Below are 17,849 nucleotides of genomic sequence, written 5' to 3'. Positions count from 1 at the left end.
CTATAGCCGCAGGCCGCAGCCGGGCTGCAAGCCCTGCATCCTCCGGCTCCTCCATCCTCCTCATGCGGCGCTCCGGCTCGAAGCGGCGTCGCACAGGAGGATCGCCGCGGTCCGGGCACCGTCCAGGGCCAACGCCGCGCGCGGCGGCGGGGGCGCGGCCATGGCGTCGTCCACCGCGCGGGCCAGCCGCTCCGGCGTCAGCCCCGCCTCCGGCACCACGAGGCAGTGACCGCGGGCGGCCAAAAGGTCCGCCCGCCGGGTCTGCTCGGTCTCGCCGGCGGCGGCGAAGGGCACGAACACGGCGCGGCAGCCGGCCCGCATCACATCCATCACCGTGTTGTAGCCGGCCTGGCTGACCGACAGGCGGCAGCGCGCCAGCAGGCTGGGGAAATCCGGCCGCGCCGGCTCGACGATCACGCCGTCCGGCGCCGCGGCGGTCAGCTCCGCGACGGTGCCGGCGGGCAGGTCCGGCCCGGTCAGCAGCCGCCAGCGCGTCCGGTTCTGGCCGGACAGGGCGCGGGCGGCGAGGGCGGCGCGCAGCAACTCGGCGCCGACGGCGCCGCCGCCGACCGAGACGACCACCTCGTCGACGCCGTCGCCCGGCGGCGCCTCGCGGGTCGAGGGCGCGCCGACATAGCCGGTGTAGCGGATCAGCCCTGCCACCCGCGGGGCCGGCGGGAAGCTGGCCTCGAACGGGATCACCGCCGGGTCGCCATGCACCAGCACGAGGTCGAACAGGGCCAGCGCAGTGTCGGCCATGGCCTCGACCTTGGCCCGGTCCTTCTTGTCCACCAGGATGTCGCGGACCGAGCAGGCAATCAGCGGCCGGGGGCTGGCGCGGCGTGCGATCTCCAGCATCGGCACCAGCTCGAAGGCGAAGGCGCGGCGGCCGAAGGGGAAGGTCTCGACCAGCAGGATGTCGGGCTTCACCCGCGCCAGCAGGGCCAGCAGGTCGGCCGCGCGGCGCTTCTTCCAGCCGGTGTCGATCGGCCGTTCCTCGGCGTCGAGCAGGGTGCGGAAGCCGGTATCGGCCGACCGCACCGGCGGCAACGGCACCACCTCGGCGCCGCCCCAGTCGGTGCCGGGAACATCGAAGCCGCCCTGGGCCACGGTCACGGCGAAGCCGGCCTCGGTCAGGGCGCGGGCGATCGCCGCGGCCCGCCGGACATGGCCGATGCCGAGCAGATGCTGAACGTGGAACAGAACCTTCATGCTGCCAAAACGATGTTCAGCCGCTCGATCACCGGCGCCCCCGAATCGTCCAGCCGGAACAGGTGTGCGCAGCCCCACTGCAGCCCGTCCGGCGCCTCGCCGATCATGGTCCAATCGGCGGCGCAGGCATAGAGCGCCAGGATGACGCCGCGATGACAAACGGCCACGGTGTCGCGCCCCGCGGCGGCCAGCCGCAGCAGCAGCGGCGCCAGCCGGGCCTGCAACTCGCGGTAGGATTCGCCGTCCGGGGCCCGGAAATCCAGGCCCAGCGCCTCGCGCCGGGCCAGCTCGTCCGGGTCGATCCGGGTCTTGTCGGACAGGCGCAGGCCTTCCCAGCCGCCCCAGTCCAGCTCGGTCAGCGCCGGTTCCGGCACCGGGTCGAGGCCCAGCAGCCGCGCCGTCTCCTGGGCGCGAGACAGCGGGCTGGCCAGCGCCTGCCAGCCGGCGGTCCAGTCCGGCAGGCGCCACTGCGCCGCGGCCGCCCGCCCGGCCTCCGACAGCGGGATGTCGGCCCGCCCCTGGAGGCGGCGCCCGGCGTTCCAGTCGGTCGGCGCATGGCGCAGGACGAGCAGGCGGGTCATGCCGGCGCCTGCCTGGCGGCGACCCGCGCCAGGGTGCGGTCGAGGATCGCGGCGGCAGCGGCTATGTTGTGCCGGGCCAGGATGTTGGCGCGGGCGGCCTCGCCCATCGCCCGGCGGCGGGCCGGGTCGTCCAGCAGGGTCGCGACGGCCTCGGCGAAGGCGCCGGCATCGTCCGGCGGCACAAGCAACCCGGTCTCGCCGTCACGCAGAATCTCGGCCACGCCGCCGCCTTTCCCCCCAGCGGCCCCGGCCACCGCCGGCAGGCCGGCGGCCTGGGCTTCCAGCAGCGCCATGCCGAAGGCCTCGTTGATCGCGGGCCAGACGAAGAGATCGGCCCCGGCCAGCAGCTCCGGCATCGATTCGGGCGGCAGCGCGCCGCGGAACACGGTGCGGGCGGGATCGTAGAGCGGCTCGATCCGCGGCCGGGCCGGGCCGTCGCCGACCACGGTCAGGCTCCAGCGCCGGCCGCCGAGCCGCCGCAGGGCGTCTGCGAGCAGGGCATAGGACCGCTCCTTGTCGCCCTCCCGCATCATGCCGATGGCGATCAGCCGAGCCGGGTCGGCCGGCTGGCCGGTGATTGCGGCGAAAGGCGCGGCGTCGAGGAAGGGCGGCAGGCGGACGATCCGCTCCGCCGGCACCAGGGCGGACAGGCCGGCCGCGTCGCGGTCGCTGAAGGTGACCAGCGCCGCGGCCCGGCGGATCGCGGCTTCCGCGGCCCGGTGCCCGGCCGCCCAGGGGCCTTCGGCCCGCCGCGGCGCATGCGAGGCCTCGGCCGCGACATAGGGGATGCCGAGAGCCGCGGCCACCGGCGGCCCGAGCCAGTCCGGCGCCTTGTGGTACAGGTGGTAGGTGAACCAGAGATCGGGCCGGTCGGCCGCGCGCCAGCGCCGGACCAGCCGGTCGGCGATGCGGCCGCCCAGCGCCTCGATCCGGGCCGGCCTGGCCGGGTCCAGCCCCGGATCCCAGCTGCGCAGCCGGCTGGCGACGCCGACCTCGTGCCCGCCGCGCCGCAGCGCCTCGATCAACAGCCGCGCCATGCGCCGGTCGCCGGACGGCACCGGGTGGCCCGGCGGCTTCATCGGCGCGTAGAACGCGACCTTCATCCGGGTTGCGGCCCGGGCGCTGGCAATCCGAAGCGGCGGGCCAGCTTGGCCAGGCCGATGGCGAAGCCGAAGTCGCGCCGCACCCGCGCGGCGCCGGCGGCGCCCAGCTTGGCGCGGCGGGCGGGATCGGTGATCAGCCCGGACAGCGCATCGGCCGCCGCCGCCACGTCGTCCGGCGGCACCAGGATCCCGGTCTCGCCATTGAGGATCAGCTCCGGGATCGCCGAGACCGAGGTGGCGAGGCAGCACAGGCCGGTGGCCTGCGCCTCCATCAGCACGTTCGGCAGTCCGTCGCGGTCGCCGTCGGCGGCGACCCGCGCGGTCAGCACGAACAGGTCGGAATCGAGCAGCGCCGCCACCACCGCATCCTGGGCCAGGGCACCGCGCCATTCGATCCGGTCGGCGAGGCCCAGCCGCTTGGCCTGAGCCCGCAGCTCCGACAGCAGCGCGCCGCCGCCGATATGGGTCCAGTGCCAGGCCTGGCCGGGCGGCAGCGCCGCGAAAGCGTCGAGCAGCCGGTCGAAGCCCTTCTTCTCGACCGCGCGGCCGACCGAGATCAGCCGCACCGGGTCGGCCGCATCGCGGCCGTCGCGGCGCGGCCGGGCGATCGGGTCGGGGAAGCGCCCGAAATCGAGGCCGTGATGCACCAGCGACACCCGCGCCGGCTGCGGCGCTAGCTTGGCCAGATAGGCGTGGTTCACCGCGGTGCAGGTGGCGGCCCAGCGGACCTCGGCCAGCTTCTCGCGCAGCTCCCACTCCGGCGTCGTCCAGATGTCCTTGGCGTGCGCCGAGACGCTCCAGGGCAGCCCGCGGATCAGCGCCGCGTAGCGGCCGACCGAGGCCGGCGTGTGCAGGTAGTGGACATAGATCCAGGACGTCTCCGGCGGCAGCTCCTGCGCCAGCACGCAGGCCTGGCCGAAACGGCGCCAGCGATTCGGCGTCGGGTCGCGCCGGTAGTCGCGGCGGAAGGCGGCATAGGCGGCGGCATAGCCCGGCTGGCGCCGGGCCCAGTCGCGCGCCGCCGCCACCCGCGGCTGCTCCTGGTACAGATATTCCGGCAGGTACAGGACCGGCGCGGTGATCCGGCGGTTCAGGTCGTGCGCCTTGGTGTCGGTCGGGTGGCGCAGCGACACGATCAGCTGGCGCTGGCCGAGCTGCTGCAGGCCCAGGATTTCCTGGGCGATGAAGGTCTCCGACAGCCGCGGATAGCCCTTCACCACGATGGCGGTCAGGCCGTCGCTCTGCGCTCTCTCGGTCATGCTGGGCTCAGGCTGTCGCGCGGATCGAGGAGGCGGGCGGGTCGATGGCGTCCATCGCCAGCCGGTCGACGGCGTCAAGCCCGTCGAGCAGCCCGGGGATGAACCGGGTCGAGGGCAGCGGCTGGTCGGGCAGCGCCCGCAGCGCCTGCACCATCACCGCCGGATCCCCCGGCCCGTCCTGGTCGAGCATGCTGACCAGGCCGAGCTCGGCGGCGCGCGAGGCCCGGATATGCTGCTCCAGCCGCGGCCGCACCCGGGGCACCAGCAGCGCCCGCTTGTCGAAGGACAGGATCTCGCAGAAGGTGTTGTAGCCGCCCATGGCGACCACGCCGGCGGCGCGGATCATCAGATGCTCGATCCGGGCGTCGAAGGTGATGACCTCGACATCGTCCAGCCTGGCGGCACGGGCCATGAACTCGGCCTGGCGCTCGCGCTGCATGAACGGGCCCAGCACGATCAACGCGGCGCAGGGCATGGTGCGGTCCAGCTCATAGGCCGACAGCACCCAGTCGACCAGGTCCTCGCCGTCGCCGCCGCCGCCGGGGGTGACCAGGATGTAGGGCTCGCGCAGGGACACCGAATCGGCCGGCACGTTGGTCGGCGCCCGCCGGCGCAGATAGCCGGTATAGGTCATGCGGGCGCGCACCGAATCGGGCAGCTCGATGTCCTCCAGCGGGTCGCAGATCTCCGGCAGGCCGTAGATCCACAGCTGGTCGTACAGGCTCTCCAGCGCCGGGACGACGTTCTTGCGCTCCCATTCCGGGGCCAGCAGCGACGGCTCGTCCATCACGTCGCGCAGGCCCAGCACGGTGCGGGTGCCGCGGTCGCGCAGCATCTCCAGCGTCTGCTTGACCTCGCCGCGCAGGCCCAGCGGCTCCTTGTCGACGATGAACAGGTCGGGGTCGAAGATCGCCGCGGTGTGCTCGATGATCGAGGCGCGCATCGCCAGCGTCTCCTCGATGTCGATGTGCAGCGACAGCGAGGTGTAGTCGCCGTTGCGCAGCTTGATCACGCCGGGGATGCGGACGAAGTCGACCCGGCTGCGGAAGTCGAAGCTGCCGATGATCGGCGAGCCGGACAGGATCATCACCGACAGGTCGCTGTGCCGCGCCACCAGGGCATGGGCGATGGTGCGGCAGCGGCGCAGATGGCCGAGGCCGAAGCTGTCGTGGCTGTAGATCAGGATTCTGGCCTGAGCGGTACGCTTCGCCATGCAGCCTTGTCACCTGGCACCGGAACGGGCACGCGGGCGACCCTTGCCGCCCGGCGCGCTTTTAGCACGAAGGCTTCCGACCCGTCATCCGCGACGCCGATCTGGCGGTTCTCGGGAGCCGGGCAGGATCAGTGTTCGGAGAGCCAGGACGATTTTCAATCTTCCTCGCGAATTTTAACCAAATCGAGATGGCCACGGGCGCCGCCGCGGCTATGATGCGGTTCGCTGGGAAGCGAGTCCCAGATCGGGGCGAACGGTCTCGGCTGGGATGGATTCGCGAGAAGATCTGCCCATGGCGCCTTACGACTATGTCGGATCACTGACCCAGGCCGGCCGCCTCCTGGCGGTCCGGACGCCCCTCGGGGACGACGTCTTCCTGCTCGAGGCGATGGAGGGGACGGAGGAGGTCTGCGAGCTCTTCTCCTTCCGGCTGCGGGTCCGGTCGAAGCGGACGGACGTCAAGCCCGACGAGCTGGTCGGCCGGCCGGTCTCCTGGAGCGTGGAGCTGCCCGGCGGGGCGCGGCGGTGGTGGTCCGGCGTGGTCGGCGGGCTGGAGGTCGGGCACCCGATCGGCGACGGCCTGCGCAGCTACACCCTGGTCGCGCATCCCTGGCTCTGGCTGTTCGGCCATACCAGCGACTGCCGCATCTTCCAGGACCGCACCACGCTTCAGATCCTGGAGACGATCTTCGCGGAGGCCGGCATCCGCGACCATGATTTCGGCCCCGTCACCGGGCCGAAGGCGGTGCGGCCTTACTGCGTGCAGTACAACGAGACCGACCTCGCCTTCATCTTCCGGCTGCTGGAGGAAGAAGGCTGGGCCTGGTGGTTCCGGCACGAGGCGGAGCCGGACGGGTCCGGGGCGCGGCAGGTGCTGGTGGTGTCGGACGGCGCCCATGCCTGGACCCCGGGGGAAGAGGAGGAGATCCGCTACACCTCGACCGGCATCGACCTTAACGACGTCAAGGCCTGGACCCGGCGCTACGCCTTCAAGCCCGGGCGGGTTGCCGAGGCGGAGTGGAACTTCGAGACGCCGGCGGGGCCGGTGCTGCGGGACCAGCCTTCGACGGCGCCGATCGGGAGCAGCGAGCCGTTCGAGATGTACCGCTGGGGCGGCCGGTTCCTGGACAAGGGCCGGGCCGACCACGTGACCCGGCGGCGGATCGAGACGCATGAGGCCGGGTTCGAGACGATCGAGGCCACCAGCGGCAACCGGCGGCTGCATCCGGGCCAGCGCTTCCGCCTGTTCGGCCACCCGCTGCCGGAGGAGAATGCGGACTACGCGGTGACCGCGGTGCGGCACCGGGCGGTGGACACGACCTATGTCGGGGCCGGCGGGCAGTCGCCGCCGACCTACGACAACACGTTCACGGCGGTGCCGGCGAAGACGCGCTGGGTGCCGCAGCAGAAGACGCCGCAGCCGCGGATCGACGGGGTGCAGTCGGCGACGGTGGTCGGCCCGCCGGGCGAGGAGATCTTCACCGACCAGTATGGCCGCATCCAGGTGCGCTTCCCTTGGGACCGGCGGGCCCGCGGCCAGGACGGCGACTCGTGCTGGCTGCGGGTGTCGCAGCCATGGGGCGGCAGAAGCTGGGGGGCCCAGACGATCCCGCGCATCGGCATGGAGGTGCTGGTCGCCTATTACGAGGGCGACCCGGACAAGCCGATGGTGGTCGGCATCGTGCCGAACCCGGACACCTATGTCCCCTATGCGCTGCCGGACAACAAGACGAAGACCGTGCTGCGGTCGAACACGCATAAGGGCACGGGCTTCAACGAGCTCTCCTTCGAGGACGATGTCGGCCGGGAAAACCTGTTCCTGCATGCCCAGAAGGACCGCACCGAGCGGGTGCTGAACAACCGCACCAAGCGGGTGGATGTGAACGAGGTGGCCTCGGTCGGCGCCAACCGGGCGGTGGAGGTGGGCGGCAACCAGAAGCACGAGATCGGCGGCTCGATGAACCTGACGGTCGGCGGCACGGGAGCTGGGGCGCTGGGCCTGCTCGGGCCGGTGGCTGGCCTGGCGGGCCAGACGGCGGGCCTCTTACAGCAGGCCGGGCAGATCGCGGGCGGCGGCGCCGGTCTCGGCGTCTTCGCCACGACGCTGGCCTCCTCGGCGCTCGGCTTCCTCGGCATGACCGGGCTCACGAGCCGCGAGGGCGTGGTCTCCGGTCCCAATCCGCGCGACGACCAGGGCGCGAACCTCGCCGCCTCCGGCGCCGGGGTCGGAACGGACGCCGGCTCGCTGTTCCCGCTATCCGGGATCATGAACACCGTGGTCGGCAGCTTCAAATCCGACACCGTCGGCATCGCCCGGGTCGAGCAGGTCGGCAGCGCCAAGGTCACCAATGTGGGGCAGGCATATGTCGTCGACGTCGGCACCGAAATGCGCACCAAGGTGGGCAAGCGCTACAACATCGTGTCCGGCGAGACATATCACGGCGAGGCAAAGGTCTGGGAGATTTACGCCGACGACAAGATCCTGTTGTCCGCACCCGGCGGATACATCGAGATCGACAAGACAGGCATTCGAATACGCGGTCTGAGAGTCGACATCGAAGGCAATCAGATCAATTTCGCGCGTGGAGGCCCCGGTGAAGGCGCGCAATGCCTGAGAAAGATGGCTCAGTCCGCCACGCCGTTCGTCAAGGGCTGACACATGGCCAATCCAATCAAACTGCGGGAACGCCTCCTGCAAGCCCAAGGTCCGATGTTCGCCGTATTGGACGGCGCTCAGTTTGAGGACCTGCCCACCGGCCTGCTCAATGGCAGCTTTGTTCACAAGCCTCTCTATCGCTTTAGCGCTGCCGATCGTGCCCGCGCCCGGACAGCACCGCAGCTCGTCTGGCTTGATCGCGACCAGGCAGCCACATCTCGTCTCGACACGCCCACCGTCGAGAGCAAGGCGGATGCAGCGGTTCTAGACCGGCTCCTCGATCTCATCGCCGAGCGCGCAGCGGCTGTGTTTTGGCAGTGCCCGGCAGGGGGTGATGCCCTCTACCGGCACCTGCGCACCATCAACAAGATACTATTTCCGCGTGATGCGGAGATCGATCACGGCAAAGCCTACGAGGCCGACCCGCTGAAGGCGGCCGACGACAATGCCGATACAGCTCTTGGCGCGAAAGACACTCACGAATGGGTCGTGTTTCGGCACGCCGACGCCAATGTAATGGTGCAGGTGCTTCCTGCGTTGGATTCGGTGCAGTTTGCTCGGCTGTTCGGGCCGGCGGACATGCTGCTCTTCACTCCCGATGAGGATTGGGGTGGCGGTGCAAAGCTGGTGCACAGGCCCAACGAACTGCCGAACCCGTCTTCGGGCCCTTTGAGGCTCCACACGCAGACCGTCAAGCGGATCGAACACCGCAGGCTGCTCGCGTCACGCGCGCGCCGGGCACGATATCTGCGCGACACCTGCAAGGCGGAAACCAGGGGCACGACCGACGAGGCCGTGGCCGAGCACATTCGTGTCAGCGAAGAGACCGGCACGCAGCTTGGCCTCGTCTCGGAGGCGGCCCACTGCCGTTGGGCCTTCATCATGTGCAAGACCAACGGGAGAATCCTGCAGTCCCGCGAGGCCCTTGGCTACATCGCCCACGATGGGGACTCGCCCGACGACCAGGTGAAGCGATTCATGCTCGGGATCGCGGACGGGCTCAAGCGGCGGTCACAAGGAGGGCTCCGGCCTTGAGCGGCTTCTTCGAAAGCTTCCTCGGACAATCGGGGTTCCTCCTGGGTGGTGCAGGCGGGCTTGTCGGTGGTGCAGCTCTCGGAGGAGCCGGCGGGGGGGTCGGCGGCGGCGTTGCCGGGTCCATCGTGCCCGGCCCAGGCACGGCCGCGGGGGCAATCGGCGGCGCCGGTTATGGAGCGTGGGTCGGTGGGGCCGCGGGTGCTGTAGGCGGCGCAGCCGCCGGCTATGGGGCTGGCACCGCGGCGGGTGGGTGGATTGATCAGACCGGACCGGGGCAATGGGTCAATCAGCAGGTCCAAGATTTCCAGGATTGGGTGTACGGCGATCAGGCCGCCGACAAGGCGAAAGTCGATGCCGCCTCCGTTACCTGCGCCACCTGTGCCAAGAACCCCTGTGCCGAACTCGCATGCGGCGTTCCAGGCTCACGCTATCGTGGAGGTGCCTATGGATGCGTCGGGCAGGCGGAGAACAAGACTGGTGGTCCCGGCGACATTCACGCTCACCATATGCCGGCGAAAAAGTACTCTCCTTTGAACCCGGCTGTCGGGCCCGCCGTTCAAATTGACAAGGCTGATCATTACGCCACTGCCTCATATGGGCGTAAAGTAGATGGCCCGGAGTATGCACTGCAACGCGCTATGCTCGCGCGCGGCCAAGTTATGCAGGCTTTGCTGGTGGACGTGGCGCAATTGAAGGCCGTTGCAGCCGGCACTGGAGATCCCACAAAATACGACGAAGGGATCAATCAGATGCTTGCCTACGCAACCTGCTTGAAACGACACGGCATCATCCAGTAGGGGAATAACAATGGCAGATAATTGGACGATCAAGCCGCGAGAGGGGCTCGGATTGCTCATATTTGGGCTGGACCCTAATGAGGTTGCCGCACTGGCTCATATATACGGCTCGGCAAAAATTGCCGTTACCGGTCAAGACAGATCAAAAGCGTTGGAGGATACAATCGCGCAATTTAGTGAGCATTTTTCTGAAGAAGATATTGCGGCAGTCAGAAAGGCTTTTGAGGAAAGTGACTCTGCTTCATCACAAACTGACGTTCTAGGAGAGGATGGTCCGGTTCTCGATTATTCGAAGAATCGCCTTAATTTAATACAGGCGCGTCCCAACGCCAAGATAAACTTCCATGACCAATTTGTTTTCCAAATGAGCACACGCGACGTGATAATACTCTTTGAGCATGCTAATGGGGCACCCGGCAGATATGCATCTACCGGAGTAGATTTTAGCAATATCGCCGTCTATCTGGAGTCATTCAGTTTTGTAAGTAATGGATCTGTGTACTCGATTCCGAATACAGATGAACGCCTGATTGACCGGGTTATCGCACTGAGGGAGGAACCTTACATCCCGACAGAAGTGCCGCCGGGGGGATGGATAACGCATTCGTTCCTCTAAGATTCTTGTGATCCGGGGTTGAGGAGCGGCCGCTGGAACCAGTCGGAGCATGCAATGTCGGAACGGCCGATTGCACTCGTCGGCCGTTGTCACGTCTGCCCGGCGATCGAACCCGGCCGAGGCGCCAGGCGCCGCAAGCTTAGAAGGAACCTGAACGAGGCAACGCCCCGGGGACGCACGGCGATCAGGCCGATGCTTGGTCCTGGGCCACTCGGGAGCCGCCGACCCAGCCGTCTCCGGGAAGCTGAACACGTCAAGTGAGGGTTGGTGATGAAGATCGATGAGACATCGCGGGAAGCGATCGAGGCGGAGCTGGAACGGGCCAACCGCGGCCTTTGGCTGAAACTGGTTTCCGAGGTCCACTATCACGGAGACGAGGTCTATTTTTGGTTCTTGATTGCCGATCGCCAGCACCTATCCGATGCATACAATACGATTTCCAAAATACTATTGTTGCATGTTGACAATTACGATGAGGCTGAATTCAATATTTCCTTCAATCAGAAGAAGGAAGGAAAGAGCATCTTGTGGGACAGCATTTCCAACGAGGAATTGCGGTCGAGAGTATTGCGCCGGGGATTGGGAAGTGATCCCATCTCGCGCCCTTTGCGAGACCGGGACATCTTCGGCCCAAATACCTAGAAGCTGCGTGACTGGCTCTCCAACCTCGATCGAACGGACTCTCGGTGGGGATATCAATGCCAGGCTCGCAGGGCTGACTCCGGTCGCATCGCCACGATTCGGAACAGACCCTGAAGATGCCTTGCGGTGTCCTGACCACGGTCGAAGTGCCGTGCAGGGACGCCCGGCGCGCGCGAGTGGAACCCGCGATCGCCGACCGTGATCCGACCTGGCCATCACCGCGGTCATCGCGAGCCGGCCGAATCACCGGTCCCGGCGGCCTCGCTGACTTGGCCCGCCAGCCCGACTGGGCCGTGACCGTCGTCACATGCTTTGCGCCGTCGAAAGTTCACGCTATGGTCCAGCCCGTGCCCGGCGAGGCTGGACCTGGATCGCGATGGATTCCAATATCTTCAAGTTCATCTTGCGGCACAGCAGCCGCGAGCAGATCTATATCCTCATCGTCACGCTGATTTCGTTTCCTTTTGTCTATTATTCGTTGGATCTGCCGAAGCAGATCGTCAACGGCGCCATCGACGACAAGCATGCGGGCGATTTCCCGAAGACGGTCTTCGGCTTCCATTTCGACCGGATCGAATACCTTCTGCTGCTGTCATTCCTGTTCCTGGCGCTGGTGTTCATCAACGGCGGCTTCAAGCTCTACATCAACATCTACAAGGGCAAGCTGGGCGAGCGCATGCTGCGCCGGCTGCGCTATGAGCTGTACTGCCGGATCCTGCGCTTCCCGCTGCCGCATTTCCGCAAGACCTCGCAGGGCGAGATGATCCCGATGATCACCTCGGAGGTCGAGCCGCTGGGCGGCTTCATCGGCGATGCCTTCGTGCAGCCGATCTGGTCGACCGGGACGCTCTTGGTCTACATCTACTTCATCTTCGTCCAGGACCCGATCCTGGGAGCGGCGGCGGTGTCGCTGTACCCGCTGCAGGGCTGGCTGATCCCACGGCTGCAGAAGCGGGTGAACCAGCTGGGCAAGGAGCGGGTGCGCACCGTGCGCAAGCTGGCCGACCGCATCGGCGAATCCGTCTCCGGCATCACCGACATGCATGCCAACGACGCCACCGCCGTGCATCTGGCGGATTTCTCCGACCGGCTGGGGACGATCTACGACATCCGGTTCGAGATCTACAACCGCAAGTTCTTCATCAAGTTCCTGAACAACTTCATCAACCAGCTGACGCCGTTCTTCTTCTATTCGATCGGCGGCTGGCTGGTTATCCGCGGCGACATCCAGCTCGGCGCGCTGGTGGCGGTGCTCGCCGCCTACAAGGACCTGGCTTCGCCGTGGAAGGACCTGCTCGACTACTACCAGTCCCAGGCCGACACCCGGATCAAGTACGAGCAGGTGGTGGAGCAGTTCCAGCCGCCCGAGCTGCTGCCGGCCGAGCGCATCACCGGCGACGAGGTGATCGAGGGGCCGCTGCCGAAGGAGCTCAGCTTCTCCGCCGTCGCGCTGGTCGACGACAGCGGCATGACCGTGATCGAGGGGCTGACCGCCACCTTCCCCACCGACGGCCATGTCGCCGTGGTCGGCGCCGGGGTCGGCAAGGACGAGCTGATGCTGATGATGGCGCGGCTGATCGCGCCGACCAGCGGCAAGATCCGGCTCGGCGAGCACGATTACGAGACGCTGGGCGAGGCGGTGATCGGCCGCCGCATCGCCTATGTCGGCGCGCACAGCTACATGTTCACCGGCACGCTGCGCCAGAACCTGTATTACGGGCTGTGCCACCGGCCGCTGCGCGAGGCCCAATACGACGACGACGCGGCGAAGCGCCGCCGGGCGCGGCGGGCGTCGGAGGCGCAGGTGGCCGGCAACACCGATTTCGACATCAACGCCGACTGGATCGACTATCAGGCGGCGGGGGTGGACGGGCCGGAGGCGCTGCAGGACAAGGCGCTGGAGATCCTGCAGGCGGTCGACATGGAGCAGGACGTCTACCGCATCGGGCTGAACGGCACGATCGATGCGGACAAGGCGCCCGAGATCGCCGACCGGGTGCTGGCGGCGCGCGTGTCGGTGCGCAAGACCCTGGCCGAGACCGATCTCGGCGACCTGGTCGAGCTGTACGATTCCGACCGATTCAACAGCTCCGCCTCGGTGGCCGAGAACCTGCTGTTCGGCACCCCGGTGGGCCCGGTCTTCGCCTATGACGCGCTGGCCGAGAACGAGTATGTGCTGTCGGTGCTGGAGCGCACCGGCCTGATGGAGGAGTTCATCCAGGTCGGCGCCCAGATGGCCGAGACCATGGTCGAGCTGTTCGCCGACCTGCCGCCCGGCCACGAGTTCTTCGAGCAGTTCAGCTTCATCGGGTCGGAGGACCTGCCGGAATTCCAGCCGATCGTGATGCGGGCGAAGAAGGAGGGCACCGCGGCGTTGCGGCCGGCCGACCGGACCCGCCTCTTGTCGCTGCCGTTCAAGCTGGTGCCGTCCCGCCACCGCCTGGGCGTGTTCGAGGCCGACCTGCAGCAGCGGCTGCTCGAGGCCCGCAAGGTGTTCGCGGCCGAGCTGCCGGGGGATCTGCGCCCGCATATCGAGTTCTTCGACGCCGAGCGGTTCAACGAGGCGGCGTCGCTGCAGGACAACATCCTGTTCGGCAAGATCCGCTATGGTCGGCCGGACGCGGCGGAGCGAGTGCAGACCCTGATCCAGACCGTGGTCGACGAAGTCGACCTGCGCGACAGCGTGATCGCGGTCGGGCTCGACTTCTCGGTCGGCGTCGCCGGCAGCCGGCTGAACGCGGTGCAGCGGCAGAAGGTCGGGCTCGGCCGGGCGCTGCTCAAGAACGCCGACCTGCTGCTGCTGAACGAGGCCAGCTCGGCGCTCGACGGGGTGGCGCAGAGCCGGGTCCATCGCTCGATCCGCGAGCTGCGCAACGGCCGCGGCTTGATCTGGGGCGTGCATCGGCCCAGCATGGCGCGGGAGTTCGCCGACATCGTCGTGGTGCGGCATGGCCGCATCGTCGAGCGCGGCGACTACCAGACGCTGAACCGCAACGGCAGCGCACTGCACGAATTGCTGGAAGCGGAGTAGAATGCGAACAGGGAGTCGGAGGACAGATCGGTGAGCCTTGCGGAAGAAGTCGAGTTGCTGAAGCGGATCCCGCTTTTCGCCAATATCGACACGTCGAAGCTGAAGCTGCTGGCCTTCACCAGCGAGCGCGTCCGCTTCCCCGCGGGGCAGGTGCTGTGCCGGCAGGGGGAGATCGGCCGTGCCGCCTTCATCATCATCGACGGTGAGGCCGACGTGATCGTCGACGCCGAGACCGGACCCCTGACCGTGGCCTCGGTCGGCCGCAACGACTTCGTCGGCGAGATCGCCATCCTGTGCGACGTGCCGCGCACCGCCACGGTGCAGGCCCGCACCGACGTCACCGCCCTCGTCATCGCCAAGGACCAGTTCTTCCGCATGATCACCGAGTTCCCGCAGATGGCGATCGAGATCATGCGCGTGCTGGCGCTGCGCCTCGAACGGACCACCAAGGAAGCGGCGCGCGCCCGCCAGACGGCCTGATCGGATCGTGAGCCGCCTCGACAGTTTCATCCGCCGGATGCAGGCCCAGCGCACCTGCCTCGACTGGGCCGCGCGCGCCATCGCCGGCCTGCCCGGCGACGTCATGGAGCTCGGCCTCGGCAACGGCCGCACCTACGATCATCTGCGCGAGCAGCTGCCGGACCGTGCGATCTGGGTGTTCGACCGCCACGTCGCCGCCCATCCCGACTGCATTCCGCCGCCCGACCGCATGGTGCTGGGCGAGGTGCTGGAGACCATGCCGGGCTTCGCCGCGGCGCATCGCGGCGGCATGGTGCTGATCCACGCCGATCTCGGCACCGGCGACGACGGCGCCAATCGGGCGCTGGCAGCGGCGCTGGTCCCGCTCCTGGTCCCGCTGCTGGCGCCGGGCGGCGTGGTCGTGGCCAATATCGGCTTCGCCGGGACGGGGTGGGAGGAACTGCCCGAGCCCGACGACGTCTCGCCCGGGCGGTACTACCTGTACCGGCGGCCGGCCCAATAGGCCGGCCTGCCTTCACACGTCGACGTCGATCACTACCGGCACGTGGTCGCTCGGCTTCGGCTCCCAGCCGCGGGCCTCGCGCAGGGTGCGGTGGGCCTTCAGGCCCCCGGCCAGAGGCGGGGTGACCCAGATGTGGTCCAGGCGCCGGCCGCGGTCGGACAGCTGCCAGTCGGCGGCGCGATAGCTCCACCACGTGTACAGCTTCTGGTCCGGCGGCACGAAGGTGCGGGCACTGTCGATCCAGCCGAGCGTCGACTGCATCGCCGCCAGCTTCTCGACCTCGATCGGGGTGTGGCTGACCACGTCCAGCAGCTGTTTGTGCGACCAGACGTCGTGCTCCAGCGGCGCGATGTTCAGGTCGCCGACCAGGATCATCTTCTGGTCCCGGGTCCGGTTCCCGGACCACCAGGCCGTCATCTCGTCCAGGAACTGCAACTTGTGGGCGAACTTCTCGTTCACCGCCGGGTCCGGGATGTCGCCGCCGGCCGGGATGTACAGGTTGTGCACCTCGAGGCCGTCCGGCAGGCGGATGGCGATGTGGCGGCAATCCTCCTTGCCGCACCAGTGCCGGATCTCGTGGCTCTCGAAGGGCAGCCGCGAGATCACGGCGACGCCGTTGTAGCCCTTCATGCCGGCGATCGCGATGTGGCGATAGCCGAGGTCGACGAAGGGCTGGTGCGGGAAGTGGTGATCCGGGGTCTTGGTCTCCTGCAGGCAGATGATGTCGGCCGCGGTCTCGTCGATCAGGCGCAGCACCAGCTCCTGGCGCAGGCGGACGGAGTTGATGTTCCAGGTGGCGATGCGCATGGGCCCTCTCTGCGATACGGCCCGCGACCCTAGAGCAGTTCCGGCCGGGAAGGAATCACCGGCTCTGCGGGGCAGGGACGTCCTCGCAGTCGTCGTAGCCCGGCTCGCACTCCACCTCGTCCTCGGGGCGGATGCGAGGGTCCAGCTCGGCCGGGGCGGGGCTCGAGCCGGCGGCCAGGCCGACAAACTGCTCGGCCTCCTCCGCCGCGACCCGGCCGCGGCAGGCCATGCGCCACAGCACGAAGGCGGCGAAGGCCCCGACCAGCAGCGCGACATAGACGAACAGCGCATCGGGCCCGAACCGCTCCATCGCCATGGTCGCCGCCAAAGGCCCGGCGGCGGAGCCGACCGACCACAGGATCAAGAGCGTCCCGGCCAGCGGCACATAGTCCGTCGGCTTGGCGTGGTCGTTGGCATGGGCGACCGACAGCGGGTAGATCGCCTCGGCCATGCCGCCCCATAGCGCGAACAGTGCGATCAGCAGGCCGAAACTGCCCGATCCAGCGGCGATGCTGCCGACCGCGGCGACGATGGTGCAGGCGGCGGCGGCCAGGATCACCCAGCGCCGGTCGATCCGGTCCGACAGCCAGCCGAGCGGCCATTGGCACAACAGGCCGCCGATCTGGGTCGCCGCCATCAGCGTCGCGATCTCGGCGGTGGAGAAGCCGCGATGCACGCCCCAGACCGGGGCCACGCCCTGCAGCGTCGCCGCCACCAGCCCGACCACGACGCAGCCGACGGCGCCGACCGGCGAGTTGCGATAGGCCTTGCCCAGGATCGGGCGGATGCGGTGCGGCACGCTGGGGTGGCGCGACCGGGTCAGGGTCACCGGGATCAGCGCCAGGGTGAAGGCGGCCGAGGCCAGCACGAACGGCAGCACGTCGCGGGTGTCGACCACGGTCAGCAGGGCCTGGCCGGCGCCCAGCGCCAGCATCACCACGACGACGTAGCTGGTCAGGATGCGGCCGCGCAGATGCCGCGGCGTCAGCTCGTTCAGCCAGCTCTCGGTGATCATGAACAGCCCGGCGGAGCAGAAGCCCATGGCCAGGCGCAGCAGGATCCAGCCGGGCAGGCCGACGGTCCAGGGCAGCGCGAGCCCGGCCAGACAGGAGGCGGCGGCGAAGGCGGAGAAGGCGCGGATATGGCCGACCAGCCGGATCACCCGGCCGACCACCAGGCAGCCGGCCAGGAAGCCGACGGCGCTGGCCGCGACCACCAGCCCGACGCGGTCGGCCGATAGCCCGGCCTCGGTCAGCCGGATCGGCACCAGCGTGGCGAAGACGCCCTGGCCGAGCGAGACGATGGTGATGCCGGCGAGGATCGCCGCGACGGCCAGAAGCGGGCTGAGCATGATCGACTCTAGCCTGCCGAAGCGGGCCGCTGCCAGCGCCGCCGGAGCCGATCCGGGCGCCGGGCCGGACGCCGGTCGCGAATGCCGCGGCGCGGGCCGGTTTTGTCGCCTTGACGGGACCCTGGAGCGTCACTAAGGTGCGCGCCGCTTGAGGTGGGGGTGGCCGCCGCCCGAAAGGGTGTCCGACAAAGTGTCTCAGAACGACCAGAACCCGCTGCCGCCTTCGGATTTCGACCGTCGCCTCAGAGAGGCGAAGGCGAAGCTGCCGGGGGCGGGGCGCGAGGCGAAGGGCGGAGATGATGGGCGCGATGTCGGCCGTGCTGGCATGGCCGCCGGCTTCCGCATCGCAGTCGAGCTGCTCGCTGCGATCGTGGTCGGCGCCGGAATCGGCTGGGGTCTCGACCAATGGCTCGGCACACGGCCCTGGTTGTTGATTCTGTTCTTCATCCTGGGTGCGGTGGCCGGCTTGATGAATGTCTACCGGACCGGCATGGAGCTGGACCGGGCGGCGAAAGCGAAGCGGGTCGCTGAGCAGGCGGAGCGCAACCGGGGCGGGAGATAAGG

General features: G+C 68.5%; 16 protein-coding genes. 9 read left to right on the top strand and 7 right to left on the bottom strand.

What is annotated here, in order from left to right; genetic code table 11:
• Positions 1 to 60 precede the first annotated feature (60 nt).
• The 5 genes from FFK22_RS09540 to FFK22_RS09520 are packed head-to-tail and all read right to left on the bottom strand — an operon-like array spanning position 61 to position 5,368.
• Positions 61 to 1,212: a glycosyltransferase family protein gene (locus tag FFK22_RS09540; RefSeq protein ID WP_138885853.1), complete on the bottom strand. Its 1,152-nt coding sequence runs from the start codon at positions 1,210 to 1,212 to the stop codon at positions 61 to 63.
• Positions 1,209 to 1,793 (bottom strand): histidine phosphatase family protein, encoded by a 585-nt coding sequence (locus FFK22_RS09535; protein WP_138885854.1) that lies wholly within the window; start codon positions 1,791 to 1,793, stop codon positions 1,209 to 1,211. Before FFK22_RS09535 ends, FFK22_RS09540 begins: the two co-directional genes overlap by 4 nt.
• Positions 1,790 to 2,896: a glycosyltransferase family 4 protein gene (locus tag FFK22_RS09530; RefSeq protein ID WP_138885855.1), complete on the bottom strand. Its 1,107-nt coding sequence runs from the start codon at positions 2,894 to 2,896 to the stop codon at positions 1,790 to 1,792. The genes FFK22_RS09535 and FFK22_RS09530 overlap by 4 nt, the downstream gene beginning before the upstream one ends.
• On the bottom strand, positions 2,893 to 4,155 hold the full coding sequence (locus tag FFK22_RS09525; RefSeq protein WP_138885856.1) for a glycosyltransferase family 4 protein: 1,263 nt from the start codon (positions 4,153 to 4,155) through the stop codon (positions 2,893 to 2,895). The genes FFK22_RS09530 and FFK22_RS09525 overlap by 4 nt, the downstream gene beginning before the upstream one ends.
• A 7-nt stretch (positions 4,156 to 4,162) precedes the next feature.
• Positions 4,163 to 5,368 (bottom strand): glycosyltransferase family protein, encoded by a 1,206-nt coding sequence (locus FFK22_RS09520; protein WP_138885857.1) that lies wholly within the window; start codon positions 5,366 to 5,368, stop codon positions 4,163 to 4,165.
• 292 nt (positions 5,369 to 5,660) lie between these two features.
• On the opposite strand from FFK22_RS09520, the gene FFK22_RS09515 reads away from it, so the two are divergent.
• The 8 genes from FFK22_RS09515 to FFK22_RS09480 all read left to right on the top strand — a co-directional run bounded on the left by FFK22_RS09515 (position 5,661) and on the right by FFK22_RS09480 (position 15,127).
• Positions 5,661 to 8,024, top strand: coding sequence for a type VI secretion system Vgr family protein (locus tag FFK22_RS09515; protein WP_138885858.1), 2,364 nt, complete (start codon positions 5,661 to 5,663; stop codon positions 8,022 to 8,024).
• 3 nt (positions 8,025 to 8,027) lie between these two features.
• Entirely contained in the window at positions 8,028 to 9,059 is a 1,032-nt protein-coding gene (locus FFK22_RS09510; protein ID WP_138885859.1) for a DUF4123 domain-containing protein, read from the top strand.
• Positions 9,056 to 9,856 carry a hypothetical protein gene (locus FFK22_RS42830; RefSeq protein WP_186002393.1) on the top strand — a complete coding sequence of 267 codons (801 nt, stop codon included), beginning with the start codon at positions 9,056 to 9,058 and terminating at the stop codon, positions 9,854 to 9,856. The genes FFK22_RS09510 and FFK22_RS42830 overlap by 4 nt, the downstream gene beginning before the upstream one ends.
• A 10-nt stretch (positions 9,857 to 9,866) precedes the next feature.
• Positions 9,867 to 10,472: a hypothetical protein gene (locus FFK22_RS09500; protein WP_138885860.1), complete on the top strand. Its 606-nt coding sequence runs from the start codon at positions 9,867 to 9,869 to the stop codon at positions 10,470 to 10,472.
• A 270-nt stretch (positions 10,473 to 10,742) separates the two neighbouring features.
• Positions 10,743 to 11,114: a hypothetical protein gene (locus tag FFK22_RS09495; protein ID WP_138885861.1), complete on the top strand. Its 372-nt coding sequence runs from the start codon at positions 10,743 to 10,745 to the stop codon at positions 11,112 to 11,114.
• Between the two features lie 376 nt (positions 11,115 to 11,490).
• A complete protein-coding gene (locus FFK22_RS09490; protein WP_138885862.1) occupies positions 11,491 to 14,145 on the top strand; it encodes an ABC transporter transmembrane domain-containing protein in 2,655 nt (884 codons plus the stop codon).
• Between the two features lie 30 nt (positions 14,146 to 14,175).
• Entirely contained in the window at positions 14,176 to 14,625 is a 450-nt protein-coding gene (locus tag FFK22_RS09485; protein ID WP_026873225.1) for a cyclic nucleotide-binding domain-containing protein, read from the top strand.
• Between the two features lie 7 nt (positions 14,626 to 14,632).
• Positions 14,633 to 15,127, top strand: a complete 495-nt coding sequence (locus FFK22_RS09480) for a class I SAM-dependent methyltransferase (RefSeq protein WP_138885863.1) — start codon at positions 14,633 to 14,635, stop codon at positions 15,125 to 15,127.
• A gap of 12 nt (positions 15,128 to 15,139) precedes the next feature.
• Here FFK22_RS09480 and FFK22_RS09475 read toward each other — a convergent pair whose 3' ends face one another.
• A complete protein-coding gene (locus FFK22_RS09475; protein ID WP_138885864.1) occupies positions 15,140 to 15,934 on the bottom strand; it encodes an exodeoxyribonuclease III in 795 nt (264 codons plus the stop codon).
• A 55-nt stretch (positions 15,935 to 15,989) separates the two neighbouring features.
• A complete protein-coding gene (locus FFK22_RS09470) occupies positions 15,990 to 17,285 on the bottom strand; it encodes an MFS transporter (protein WP_138885865.1) in 1,296 nt (431 codons plus the stop codon).
• Between the two features lie 325 nt (positions 17,286 to 17,610).
• Between FFK22_RS09470 and FFK22_RS09465 the strand changes: the two genes are divergently transcribed.
• A complete protein-coding gene (locus FFK22_RS09465) occupies positions 17,611 to 17,847 on the top strand; it encodes an AtpZ/AtpI family protein (protein WP_138885866.1) in 237 nt (78 codons plus the stop codon).
• Positions 17,848 to 17,849 lie beyond the last annotated feature (2 nt).

This window comes from Mycobacterium sp. KBS0706, from assembly GCF_005938675.2.
Lineage (GTDB): Bacteria > Pseudomonadota > Alphaproteobacteria > DSM-16000 > Inquilinaceae > Inquilinus.
Note: the sequence above shows the minus strand (reverse complement) of the source record. Positions and strands in the feature narration are given on the sequence as shown.